12 protein-coding genes are annotated in these 12,669 nt (G+C 53.0%); 4 read left to right on the top strand and 8 right to left on the bottom strand.

The features are described 5' to 3' along the window. Nucleotides 1–178: 178 nt before the first annotated feature. The 6 genes from ruvB to CWE12_RS08180 form a co-directional block, all read right to left on the bottom strand. On the bottom strand, nt 179–1,180 hold the full coding sequence (gene ruvB / locus CWE12_RS08205; RefSeq protein ID WP_126789214.1) for a Holliday junction branch migration DNA helicase RuvB: 1,002 nt from the start codon (nt 1,178–1,180) through the stop codon (nt 179–181). Nucleotides 1,181–1,319: 139 nt separating this feature from the next. Continuing rightward, entirely contained in the window at nt 1,320–1,931 is a 612-nt protein-coding gene (ruvA, locus tag CWE12_RS08200; protein ID WP_126789213.1) for a Holliday junction branch migration protein RuvA, read from the bottom strand. 59 nt (nt 1,932–1,990) lie between these two features. Continuing rightward, nucleotides 1,991–2,533, bottom strand: a complete 543-nt coding sequence (ruvC, locus tag CWE12_RS08195) for a crossover junction endodeoxyribonuclease RuvC (RefSeq protein WP_126789212.1) — start codon at nt 2,531–2,533, stop codon at nt 1,991–1,993. Further along, nucleotides 2,533–3,270: a YebC/PmpR family DNA-binding transcriptional regulator gene (locus tag CWE12_RS08190; protein WP_126789211.1), complete on the bottom strand. Its 738-nt coding sequence runs from the start codon at nt 3,268–3,270 to the stop codon at nt 2,533–2,535. The genes ruvC and CWE12_RS08190 overlap by 1 nt, the downstream gene beginning before the upstream one ends. 145 nt (nt 3,271–3,415) lie before the next feature. Next, nucleotides 3,416–5,173, bottom strand: a complete 1,758-nt coding sequence (aspS, locus tag CWE12_RS08185) for an aspartate--tRNA ligase (RefSeq protein WP_126789210.1) — start codon at nt 5,171–5,173, stop codon at nt 3,416–3,418. 86 nt (nt 5,174–5,259) lie between these two features. Continuing rightward, a complete protein-coding gene (locus CWE12_RS08180; RefSeq protein ID WP_126789209.1) occupies nt 5,260–7,413 on the bottom strand; it encodes a diguanylate cyclase domain-containing protein in 2,154 nt (717 codons plus the stop codon). Nucleotides 7,414–7,493: 80 nt separating this feature from the next. On the opposite strand from CWE12_RS08180, the gene cmoA reads away from it, so the two are divergent. From cmoA to CWE12_RS08165, 3 genes are all read left to right on the top strand, one after another. Further along, nucleotides 7,494–8,273: a carboxy-S-adenosyl-L-methionine synthase CmoA gene (gene cmoA / locus CWE12_RS08175; protein WP_126789208.1), complete on the top strand. Its 780-nt coding sequence runs from the start codon at nt 7,494–7,496 to the stop codon at nt 8,271–8,273. After that, nucleotides 8,266–9,243: a tRNA 5-methoxyuridine(34)/uridine 5-oxyacetic acid(34) synthase CmoB gene (gene cmoB, locus CWE12_RS08170; RefSeq protein WP_126789207.1), complete on the top strand. Its 978-nt coding sequence runs from the start codon at nt 8,266–8,268 to the stop codon at nt 9,241–9,243. Before cmoA ends, cmoB begins: the two co-directional genes overlap by 8 nt. Nucleotides 9,244–9,307: 64 nt before the next feature. Further along, nucleotides 9,308–10,231 (top strand): LysR family transcriptional regulator, encoded by a 924-nt coding sequence (locus CWE12_RS08165; RefSeq protein ID WP_420836636.1) that lies wholly within the window; start codon nt 9,308–9,310, stop codon nt 10,229–10,231. 89 nt (nt 10,232–10,320) lie between these two features. Here the strand turns inward: CWE12_RS08165 and galU are convergent, their stop codons facing one another. Beyond that, complete coding sequence (gene galU / locus CWE12_RS08160) at nt 10,321–11,229, bottom strand: UTP--glucose-1-phosphate uridylyltransferase GalU (protein WP_126789205.1); 909 nt, start codon at nt 11,227–11,229, stop codon at nt 10,321–10,323. Between the two features lie 66 nt (nt 11,230–11,295). Here galU and CWE12_RS08155 point away from each other — a divergent pair, with 66 nt between their 5' ends. Then, nucleotides 11,296–11,694 (top strand): DUF6170 family protein, encoded by a 399-nt coding sequence (locus CWE12_RS08155; protein WP_126789204.1) that lies wholly within the window; start codon nt 11,296–11,298, stop codon nt 11,692–11,694. Here CWE12_RS08155 and CWE12_RS08150 read toward each other — a convergent pair. Then, nucleotides 11,663–12,664: a response regulator gene (locus CWE12_RS08150; RefSeq protein ID WP_126789203.1), complete on the bottom strand. Its 1,002-nt coding sequence runs from the start codon at nt 12,662–12,664 to the stop codon at nt 11,663–11,665. The genes CWE12_RS08155 and CWE12_RS08150 overlap by 32 nt on opposite strands. Between the last annotated feature and the right edge of the window lie 5 nt (nt 12,665–12,669).

The raw sequence follows: 12,669 nt of genomic DNA, 5'->3' as shown, positions 1-12,669 counted from the left end.
TTACGTAGTTCCCTGGATTTATTCCTCCTTGTTGTTGTTTTTGCCCGCTCATTGAGCGGGCTTTTTTTTGTTTACCATTCCTCCATTCAACATTCCAGCGCGGGGCTTGAACGTTGAATCAGGCTAATCGCAAAGGGCAAATTCAACGTTCAAGCCCCGCGCTCGCCTTTATTGAATTTTATGATTTTGTCAGGCCGAAGTGGCGGTACGCGTGATTGGTTGCAATCCGTCCGCGCGGTGTGCGCTGCACAAAGCCCTGCTGAATCAAAAACGGTTCCAGCACATCTTCTATAGTGTCTTTCTCTTCACCTATAGCGGCGGCCAGGTTATCCAGCCCCACCGGTCCACCCATAAACTTCTCAATGATAGCCAGAATCAGCTTGCGGTCCATGTAGTCAAAACCAGCTTTGTCGACATCGACCATATCCAGCGCTGCGGACGCCACCTCAACGTTGATAATACCGTCCGCACGTACTTCTGCGTAATCGCGCACCCGGCGTAGCAAACGATTGGCAATTCGCGGTGTACCCCGTGACCGCGCTGCTACCTCATGGGCTCCCTGCTGATCCATATTCAAATTCAGAAAGTCTGCGGAGCGGCGCACAATAGTGGTCAGTTCCTCTACCGAATAAAATTCCAGTCGCTGCACAATGCCAAAGCGGTCGCGCAGCGGCGAGGTTAATGCACCAGCACGGGTAGTTGCACCAACCAGAGTAAACGGCGGCAGATCAAGCTTAATTGAACGGGCTGCGGGGCCTTCACCAATCATTATATCGAGCTGATAGTCTTCCATCGCCGGATAAAGAATTTCTTCCACCACCGGGCTTAAACGGTGGATTTCATCAATGAAAAGAACATCGTTCTCTTCAAGATTGGTCAACAGAGCCGCTAAATCACCCGCCTTTTCCAGTACCGGGCCGGACGTCTGCTTAATTGCTACATCCATTTCGTTGGCAATGATATTGGCCAGCGTCGTCTTACCGAGGCCCGGCGGACCAAAAATCAACACATGATCCAACGCATCTGAGCGCTTGCGAGCCGCCTCGATATAGATACTCATTTGCTCGACCACATGCTTCTGGCCGGTATAATCCGCCAGCATCTTGGGCCGGATAGCGCGGTCAATCAACTCATCTTCGTTGGTTGCCGATGCCTGTATCATGCGATCTGCTTCAATCATCTGAATGTCCTGTTGCGCTACTATTCAACATTCAAGCGCGGGGCTTGAATGTTGAATTGGCATCACTTGCAAGAGACCAATTCAATGATCAAGCCCCGCGCTCGATCATTGAATGTGCGCTTAATCATTGGAGGTATGGTTATACCATCGATTTTAGCGCCTGGCGGATGATGGCTTCTGAATCCATATCGGCGGTGGCCACTTTTTTCACAGCTTTTTCTGCGTGAGCGGGCTTATAGCCGAGCGCCAGCAAGGCGCTTAACGCATCGTCCAGTGGATTATCCATCGCCACCATCATTGCCGGTTCCGGGCTCTGCCCGCCGTTTTCCAGCGGACTGGTGCCAGCGAAGTCTTTTAGCCGGTCACGCATTTCCACCACCAAACGCTCAGCGGTTTTTTTGCCGACACCGGGAATTTTCACCAATGTCGAGACATCACCTTGCTGTACGCTGGCCACAAACTGATTGGCTGACATTCCGGACATAATCGCCAGTGCCATCTTCGGACCCACGCCCTGCGCTTTGATCAGTTGCCGGAACAACGCCCGCTCGTTCATGCTGTTAAAACCATACAGCAGCTGGGCATCCTCGCGCACCACAAAATGGGTCCACAAACTGACCTCGCTGCCGACCGCTGGTAACTCAAAGAAACAGGTCATCGGCAACTGAATTTCGTAGCCAACCCCTTGCACATCGACCAGTAGGTCGGGGGCCTGCTTGTAGATAATAATGCCCTGAATACGGCCTATCATAATTTATCCTGTCCTCTCGGTCCTGATCTCGGTACAAATGACTGGCAGCGCAAAGACATCTAACGCAGCCTGCCCCGAACCGTTTTCCGCGCAGCACCCGCCATTGAAACCAGGCTTTGCCGGGTATGACAATGGCAAATCGCCACAGCCAGCGCATCCGCCGCATCGGCTTGTGGCCGTTTCGGCAATTTCAGCATTTGCATCACCATATGCTGGACCTGGGTTTTATCTGCCGCACCACTACCCACCACCGATTGTTTTATCTGTCGCGCTGAATACTCGGCCACGACCAGGTCATGCCGTGCCGCAGCAACGATTGCAGCGCCTCGCGCCTGCCCAAGCTTAAGTGCGGAGTCAGGGTTGCGCGCCATAAACACTTGCTCGATAGCAAATTCATCCGGCTGAAACTGCGTAATTAATTCGCTAACCCCATCATGAATGATGCGTAACCGTTCTGCCAGCGTTCGTTCTTCGTCTGCGGACCCTGCCCGCACCACCCGGATGCAGCCACTCCCCAGATACGTCAACGTACGCCCATGCTGCTGGACTAAACCATAGCCTGTTAAGCGTGAACCCGGGTCAATCCCCAGTACAATGGCCATTAGTCCCAGGCACTCTCAGGTAATTCAGCGTTGTGGTAAACATCCTGCACATCGTCGAGGTCTTCTAACGCATCAATCAGTTTCGCGCAGCGCACGCCATCCTCATCATTAAGCTCCGCTTTGGTCGACGGCACCTGGGTTACTTCCGCATTGTCAGCGGTAAGACCAGCCGCATCTAAGGCATCTTTTACCGCACCAAACAGCTCGGGTTCACAAAACACATCAAGCGAACCGTCCTCATAGGTTTGCACGTCGTCGGCGCCGCCTTCCAGAGCCGCTTCGATAACTTTCTCTTCCGCGGCGCCGGGCGCAAAACTGATCACGCCACGCTTACTGAATAAATACGCAACTGACCCGTCGGTCCCTAAATTACCGCCCAGCTTGGTAAACGCATGGCGCACATCAGACACTGTACGGTTGCGGTTGTCGGTCATGCAGAACACCATAATCGCGGCACCACCTGGGCTGTAGCCCTCGTACGTCAGTTCTTCAACGGCATCGCCGTCGAGTTCACCGGCGCCGCGTTTGACCGCGTTATCAATGGTGTCGCGCTTCATATTATTCGACAGTGATTTATCGATAGCGGCGCGCAAGCGGGGGTTGGTCTCTGGATCAGCTCCGCCTTCACGGGCAGCCACCGTCAACTCACGGATGAGTTTGGTAAAAATCTTGCCGCGCTTAGCATCCTGCGCCGCCTTGCGATGTTTAATATTGGCCCATTTCGAGTGACCCGCCATGCGTACCTCCTCGTTGTGACGTTAAGAGTTTCGGCTTCGGCTGGCTTTGGATGGCGGTTGACAGGTACTTTGCCAGGGACGTATTCACGGCGTCCCCATCAAGGTATATACCTCCCCCACAAAAGCCAGCGGCCAGGCCTCGGCCCTAATCTTTCTTCAGTTGCACACCCAGCTCAGCAAGCGCATCCGGGTTGGCGAAGCCCGGGGCATCGGTCAACGGACACGCTGCGGTGGTGGTTTTGGGGAAGGCAATGACGTCGCGAATGGACGTGGCCCCTACCATTAGCATTACCAGACGGTCCAAGCCGAAAGCGAGTCCCGCGTGGGGTGGCGTGCCATATTTCAGTGCATCTAATAAGAAGCCAAATTTTTCGCGCGCTTCTTCATCGCTGATGCCAAGAATACGGAATACCGCAGCCTGCATGTGTTGCTCATGAATACGCACTGAACCACCGCCGACCTCGACACCGTTCAGCACCATGTCATAGGCATTGGACAGGGTGCCTTCCGGGTTTGCTTCCAGCTCTTCGGCATTCACTCCGACTGGGGCAGTGAACGGATGATGCAGCGCAAACAGGCCCTCGTCAGTGGCTTCAAACATAGGGAAGTCGACCACCCATAGTGGGCGCCAGCCATCTTCAACCAGGCCTAAGTCTTCACCCAGCTTGAGACGCAACGCGCCTAACGCTTCAGACACTACAACGCCATTGTCGGCACCGAAGAACAAAATATCGTCATTTTGCGCATCGACCCGCTTCAGCAATGCTTCAACCGCATCATCCGGTAGGAATTTCAGGATCGGTGACTGCAGCCCTTCGCGGCCAGCTGCCACGTCGTTCACTTTCAACCAGGCAAGGCCTTTAGCACCGTAGATTTCGACAAATTTGCCATATTCATCAATGTTTTTGCGGCTTAACTTAGTCGCAGCGCCCGGAACCTTAATCACCGCAACACGCCCTTTCGGATCGTTTGCCGGCCCGGCAAATACTTTAAACTCGACATCTTTGAGGATGTCCGCCACATCAACCAGCTCCAGCGGGTTACGCAAGTCAGGTTTATCTGAACCGAAGCGGCGCATGGCTTCGCTGTAGGGCATGCTGGGGAAATCACCAAGCTCAACCTCAAGCATGTCGTTGAACAGCTTACGCACCAGTTTCTCGGTCACCTCACGCACTTGTTCCGCGCTCATGAACGAGGTTTCGATATCAATTTGGGTAAACTCTGGCTGACGGTCGGCGCGTAAGTCTTCGTCACGGAAGCACTTAACGATCTGATAGTACCGATCAAAACCGGACATCATCAGTAACTGCTTAAACAGCTGTGGCGACTGCGGCAAGGCAAAGAATTTGCCTTTGTGAGTGCGGCTCGGTACCAGGTAGTCACGCGCGCCTTCCGGGGTCGCCCGGGTCAGCATGGGCGTTTCAATGTCTAAAAACTGATTGTCATCGAGGAAGCGACGCACTGAGCTGGCAACACGGGCACGAAACTGCAGACGTTCATTCATCAGCGGGCGACGTAAGTCGATGTAGCGATAACGCAGACGCTGCTCTTCGCTGACTTCACTGTTAAAGTCGATGGGCAGCGGCTCGGAACGGCTTAAAATGGTCAGTTCAGTGGCAATCACTTCGACCTTACCGGTTTTCATGCTGTCATTGACCTGGCTGGCAGGGCGCTCTTTCACGTTACCCTGGATTTGAATGCAGAATTCCTGGCGCAGGCTGTCGGCATGCTCAATCGCAGCTGCCTGCTGCGGGTCAAATACCACCTGCACAATGCCTTCACGATCACGCATATCAATGAAGATAACACCACCGAGATCACGACGGCGGTTAACCCATCCGGCTAAAGTGACATTTTGTCCGCTCAGGGTTTCATTGACTTGTCCACAATAATGGCTGCGCATGCTGATAGTTCCTGTCTTTTATATGGCGATGTATCGCAAGCTGCGATAAGGGTTTCAAAGTAGGCGCATAGTATATCGGACTGCGCCTAAATGTCATCCTTCGCGGGCCGCGCATCGCCATTCCCTGCCACCAGCATCACCCCATTTTTACCCTGGCTTTTCACCTCATACATCGCTTTATCTGCACGGCGCATTAAGGTGGCTGCATCGTCTCCATGCTGCGGATACATCGCAACGCCTATACTCACGCTCACCTCAGCTGTTACCCCATGGCCGCGACTGTCTTTTAACTGGTAAGGTTCGACTATCAGCGTGACCAGTTTTTCAGCCACCTGCGTGCTTTGCTGTGCCGAGTGTTGCTCAGTCAGCACCACAACAAACTCGTCGCCACCAAACCGACACAAAATATCCTGTTTGCGCAGGTTTTTACGCAAACGCGACGCCACTTGTTTGAGCAATTCGTCACCTATGTCATGACCAAGTTCGTCATTGATTGCCTTAAAGCCATCCAAATCAAGAAATAACAATGCAAACTGCCGTCGGTAACGCTGATGACTGGCGAGCGTCTGCTGCAGACTGTCACGTAATAAATGGCGATTCGGTAATCCAGTCAGTTCGTCGTGACGAGCGAGATAACGCATTCGTCGCTCGGCGCGCATGCGACGTCGCACTTCACGGCGGAGCTGACTGTTCCAGAACCAAAAGGCAGCGACCACGGCAACAAAAATCAATCCGCCCCAAATCAACCAGCGTCGCATGCTCTCAAAGCTAAGATCTTCCTGATATTGCACATCAAACCAGCGCTCGGTGATCGCTGCGCGATCATCATAGGTCAGGGTATCAACCGCACGCTGCATCACGTCACGCAGTACTGGCCAGTCCTTACGCACCGCAAAATTAACCTGATCACCGGGGTAGTCGCGCAGAATAGACAAATGCAAGGTTCCGGTATGCTGTTCCCGCATTCGCTCAACCAGTAACGGCAGGCTGTCCATATAGGCATCTGCTTTCCCCTCAAGCACTGCCTGCAGCCCCTGACCCGGCGCATCAACCAGTACCACCTTAATGCCCTCTGTTTGCGCTATCTCGGCATTGTTCACATAGCCCCGGGTCAAGGCCAGGGTTTTACCCTGCAGTTCATCGAGGTCATTGGCATCGACCGGGTTGGCGTCGCTGGAAGCCAGGGCCCAGGGTGTTTCCCAGTAAACGGAGGTAAATACGGCAAAGTCACGACGTTCTGCGGTGTCGCTTAGAAAGCTCAGCACATCAATCTCGCGGCGCGCCAGCGCCTCAATGCACTGTTCCCAGGTACCACAGCCCACATAGTTAAAACTGAGCGGTGTTCGCGATTCAATCAGGCCAAGAAAATCAGCATCCAGACCCACTGCTTCACCATGCCGGTTAAAATAGAGGACAGGCGTAGAGTCATCCGGCACACCAACCCGGATGTGTTCCTGTTGATCAAGCCAGATTAGTTCATCCAACTGCACCGAGACTAACCCTGTCAGGCCACTATTGGCCCGGACGTGGAGCAAGCGTAATTGCTCGGTACTGGAGAATTCCAATGCCGACTGGATCATAGCGAGTCGCGTATCAGCATGGCGTGCGGCTAAATAGCGCGGTTCACTGAAAAGCTGAACCCGACGATCGAGCGGAAACTGTGTCAGCAGCTCGCTTAACTGCCTCTGTTCGCTGAGGTCAAAATGGCTGGCCAGGAAGACATGCAGTTCGCCCGCCAGTGCAGCTTCAAGCATCGACTCTGCATCGGCAAAACGGCGTGTGCTCTGGTCTGCATGATGCTCGCTTATCCAGCCTGCAGCACTACTTTCAGCAACGACCCCTAACACATACCCGGACGCATGACCGAGATCAGCAACATCGGGCATGCTGCGACGACTGAAAATATAAATCGCTTCTTCCAGCAATACCGGTCCGGCGACAAATCCGTGTTGCTCAATCTCACTTTGCCGTACCCCGGCGAACCAGTCGATCTGAGTGTCACCAGGGGCAGTCAACGCGTGACGGAAGTCCGCACCCGGCAACACATACAGCTCTACCTCAAGGGCAGACTGCTCCGCGCCGACCAGGGTAATATCCCTGAGTAACTGGGTATACGGTGGTTTGCCTGCTTCGACCGCAATTCGTATGGTGGTGTCAGTGGGTGTAGCATGGGCTGCCCCCATCTGAAGGAGCAGCGCCAGCATTAGCCAAATCAATCCCCGACGCACTTGTTTTCTCATTAACGTTCTTCTCAACTGGTTGCCAAGCGCCGCATCAGTTACAATTCAGCTCATTCAATGAGGCTTATTTTCTCACCACTATGACTGATACTGCAAACAAAAAAGTAACAAATCACGACGCTATCTATGCCCAGCCCCATGCTGAGATCCAGGATTTCAGCTTTGACGAACGCGTAGCGGACGTATTTCCCGATATGATCAACCGGTCGGTTCCCGGTTATGCGACCATCATTCATGGTATCGGCCGACTTACAGCACGCTTTGCCCAGCCAGACACCCTGCTCTACGACTTAGGCTGTTCACTTGGGGCAGCAACGCTGGCGATGAAGCAAAACAATCCCGCCGCAAATAGCCTGATTGTTGGCATCGACAGCTCCACGGCCATGGTCGAGCGCTGTCGCAAGCACGTCGATGCGTTTCGTGGTGAGACACCGGTCGAAATACGGCTCGGCGATATCCTTAATCAGGACTATCAGCCATGCTCGGTGGTGGTACTGAATTTCACGCTGCAGTTTATTCAGCCCGCGCAACGCGAAGCGTTGCTCAACCGCCTTTATCAGGCGCTCATACCGGGCGGTGTGTTAATACTGTCAGAGAAGGTGCGCGACGAAGACAGCCGTTGCAACGATCTGCTGATTGACCTTCATCATGAGTTCAAGCGCGACAATGGTTACAGCGAACTTGAAATAAGCCAAAAACGCGCTGCTATTGAGAACGTTATGCAGTTGAATAGCCTGTCTGAACATCTCGATCGTTTGCAGCGCGTTGGCTTTAGTCACGCTCAGGCATGGTACCGTTGCTACAATTTCTGCTCGATCTTCGCTATCAAACCTGACCCAACCAAGGACACCCATGATTGATTACGGCCCGTTTTACGCACGTCTCGCGACCAGTCCTCTGGCTCCGTGGCTGCGTACGCTGCCGGCTGAGGTTCATCGTTGGCAAACAGAACAATTGCATGGTGACTTCGCTAAATGGCTTAAGACCCTGAATACCCTGCCTGATGCCACGGCGTCCAGTGTCTCTCTGGACGCTGTCATACGCTTTGGCGAACCCGACGATCTGAGCAGCGGACAACGCGCCAAACTGGAAGCATTGCTGAAGCAATTTAAACCCTGGCGCAAAGGTCCTTTCGATTTATTCGGATTAAATATCGATACCGAATGGCGCTCTGACCTCAAGTGGCAGCGAGTACTTCCTCACCTTGACGATTTAGCCGGACGCTACGTGCTGGATATTGGTTGCGGCAGCGGATACCATCTGTGGCGCATGAAACAGGCGGGCGCGAAAATGGCAATCGGGATCGATCCGAGTCAACTTTTTCTGATGCAATTCAAAGCGATCCAAAAATATGCGCCAATTAATCTCGCAAATGACGTGGAACTGCTACCTTTAGGGGTGGATGAGCTACCAACATTACAAGTTTTTGATACAGTTTTTACTATGGGCGTCTTGTACCATCGTCGCTCTCCTGTCGATTTCCTTAAGCAATGTTGGCAACAACTACGCCCGGGAGGTCAGCTAGTACTGGAAACCCTGGTTGTAGAAGGTGACAAATACACCGTCCTGATGCCCGAGAATCGCTACGCGCAGATGCGCAATGTCTGGTTTCTGCCAAGCACTGACGCACTGTGTTTATGGTTGCGTCGGAGCGGTTTTAAGGACATCGAGGTGGTCGATTTAAATACCACAACAACCGAGGAACAACGGCCAACGGAGTGGATGGAAAACCAATCTCTTTGCGATTTTCTTGATCCAAATGACCGTTCTAAGACTATTGAAGGTTACCCCGCACCATTGCGTGCGGTCATTACAGCTCGCAGAATCTAAATTCCATCTCTGTGGGCTGTGTTAAAGCCTCCGATTCAGGATGTGTAAGGATTTTATAGTGAGCATTTACAGACCCAAAACCACAGTAGAGCAGTGGCGCATATTGCAAGCCGTTGTCGATTTTGGCGGCTATGCTCATGCAGCGGAACAGCTAAATAAAAGCCAGTCATCATTAAATCACGCGGTGGCTAAGCTACAGCAGGTGCTTGGAGTTCAACTACTCGAAGTGCGGGGTCGAAAGGCCTACCTTACCGAAATTGGGGAAGTGATGTTGCGCCGTTCGCGCCAGCTTACCCAAACCGTCACCGAGCTCGAACAGCTTGCTGACAATCTTCATTTTGGCTGGGAACCCGAGGTTCGCCTGGCCGTCGAAATGGTCTGTAACCGCTCACCATTACTCCCTATTTTCGCTGACTTTAACCGTGAAAGCCGCGGCAGCCGCCTGATCATTGATGATACAGTGCTGACCGGTACGCTGGAACAAATTGTCGAGCAGAGCGCGGATGTGGTGATTACCCACCACCTTCCCAAAGGTGTACTCGGCGAACCCTTTGCTGAGTTTCGCATGGAGCTGGTATGTCACCCACAACACGAACTGGCCAAATTACCTCAGCCAATTAAACAGTCCGATTTACTCAATCATTTGCAGGTTGTCATTCGCGACACCGCCAGCAAACCGAGCGAAACCTCAGGCTGGCTGAAAGCGGAGCAGCGCTGGACAGTCAGTCATTTTGACGAGGCGCTGCGCCTGATTAAAAGTGGTCTGGGCTTTTGCTGGTTGCCAACCTATATGTCCGAAGAATCGGTCAGTCGTGGCGAGTTAACCCGACTCACCATTGACGGTAGTTCACATCGCAGTGGCTTACTGTATCTGGTTCTGCCAAAAGGCGAAAAAACCGGCCCCTGTGCCAAGCTGTTAGCGGATAAACTCCTCGAAAGCCGCAGTTCGAATCTATCCCCTGAAGTGCTGGCCGGGTCACTGTCGTAGACTAGTTTCCCGGCCTCAGAACGTAAGAAGGGCAGGTTAATAACCTGCCCTTCTTACGTTGGTTTGCCTGACCTGAGTTTCTGCTAAGGCTACCCTTGTAACCATGCATTAAACTCGTCGCCGAGTTCAGAATGGCGTTTGGCATACTCCACAAATGCCATTGCGTAGCCTAACTTGTTGCCACAGTCATGGCTTTTGCCCTTCATGTAATAGGCATTAACCTGCTGCTTATTTAACAGCATCGCAATCGCATCCGTTAACTGAATTTCGTCACCGGCTCCAACTGGCGTCACGGCCAATAACGGCCACAGTTCGCGGGTGAATACATAACGCCCGACCACAGCCAGATCTGAAGGCGCAGAATCAACCGGTGGCTTTTCTACCAATTGACTGATTGGCGCCTGTTCACCCGCCTGCAGCGTCGCGCCACCAATATCAGCAACCCCATAGTTGCTGACCAGTTCTGCCGGAACCTTTTCCACCATCACCTGGCTTACTCCCTGCTTAGCAAAGCTCTGCACCATTTCGGCCATGTTGTCTTTGCTAAGATCGGCCGTCGACTCATCTAACAGCACGTCCGGCAAGACCACCGCAAAAGGTTCATCACCAACCAGAGGACGAGCAGTCAGAATCGCATGACCAAGGCCTTTCGCCACGCCCTGACGGACATGCATAATTGTCACGCCCGGTGGGCAAATGCTCTGGACTTCATCAAGTAACTGGCGCTTGACGCGGCTTTCCAGGGTCGCTTCCAGCTCGAAACTGGTATCAAAGTGGTTTTCTATCGAGTTTTTACTGGAATGGGTGACCAGGATAATTTCCGTCAAACCCGCCGCCGCGCATTCGTTAACTATGTATTGAATAAGCGGTTTATCAACCAGCGGCAGCATCTCTTTTGGGATCGCTTTGGTCGCGGGTAGCATGCGTGTCCCAAGTCCGGCTACCGGAATGATGACCTTACTGACTTTCTGGCCTTTATTGGTTGACGTCTTCGTCATGCTTCGTTGTCCTTAATGTCATAATACACTGCGTCAGAGTTTACCATTGTCAGCGACGAAAATGATATGATCAGGCCAAACTTCGCCAACCTCAAGGTCATTATGAAATTGTACTGGAGTGCCCGAAAAATCCCAGAGCTGGCTCCGTTTCGGGCTACCGGGCGTGCGCAGATTATTCAGTTAGCAGCACGCACTATGCCACTCCCTCGACGCTATCTGACTAACTTCCTGAAGCTGCTGGTATTGGCGGCCCTGTTCTGGCAGCTGGTCACAGTAGAGGGCTGGGGCTTGCGCATTCTTGCCTTACTCGCCGCTGGCTTGTTCTATCCGCTGCTGTTACACCCGTTAACGCTCAACCTGGCACGCCCTTATCTGAAGGACGCAGCAGAGCAATTTCAACAGCAGGCAGCTGCGACTGGAGAGGACGATGACACTAAGCCGCCGACACCGCCGCCGGGCGCATAATCGATAGCATGGTGCGGTCATTGCCGATGCTTAGTTTGCCCTCATCGGCAACCTGCCCATGGTGAGCCTTGAAGCTCGCGTGAGCCCAGATCCCTAATGCCAGGTCTGGTTTACTGTCCATACTGATGCGCAGACTGTCACCGGCGTGGCCCCAGTGAATTGCCCCACTGTCACCGTCGAGCCAGAGCAGGACCATGTCGAAAGCAGATTTCATTTTCGAATGGCACAGTTCAGCATTCAGTCGTTCTAAGATTTTATGGGGGTTGGCCAGCATTTCCGGGTGGTTGGTGGTCGCGGCGCGGACAATTGGGTTAAAGATCGTTTTAAGTACCAGTAACGATAGCAGACTTTGACCGGCCAACGCCTGGGCATTGGCCATCACCGCAATTGCTTTGTTATCGGGTAAACGATGGTAGTCGACCCAGACTGCATCGCTATCCTGATCATCTAAATGGTGAGTTATTTCGAACGGTCCGATGTGCAAAGGTTCGTGCGGAGTCAGATCGTCGGACAATTGCTGCGACATTTTATCGCTGTCAAAGAGCACATCGATATGGTCATCGAGCTCCCAGCGCTCATGCTCCCAGCTCGCTTCCAGCGAGTTACGATGCAGGCAGTTCTGAATCGCTACATCCAGGGTTTCCAGATGTTCAACTGGCTTCACCAGATAGTCCCAGGCGCCCAGGCGCACTGCCTCGCGGATGTCCGACATCCGTTCCGACGCTGATATAACGATCACCGGCAACTGCGCATAGCTGTGTAACAGGCGCTCAAGAACCTCAAGCCCACCAAGCCCCGGCAGATTCAGATCGCACAGCACAATATCGAACTCGCCTTGTTGTACTAAGTTCCAGCCCTGCTCACCGTCATCTGCACAGGTGACCTGATATCCGCGCTGTTCAAGAAAACGCTCGACGAGCTGCTGAAAAATCAGATCATCTTCAATCAAAAGTACCCGTGTATTGAGCATCTACG

This window comes from Aliidiomarina sedimenti, assembly GCF_003986955.1.
Classification (GTDB): domain Bacteria; phylum Pseudomonadota; class Gammaproteobacteria; order Enterobacterales; family Alteromonadaceae; genus Aliidiomarina; species Aliidiomarina sedimenti.
Note: the sequence above shows the minus strand (reverse complement) of the source record. Positions and strands in the feature narration are given on the sequence as shown.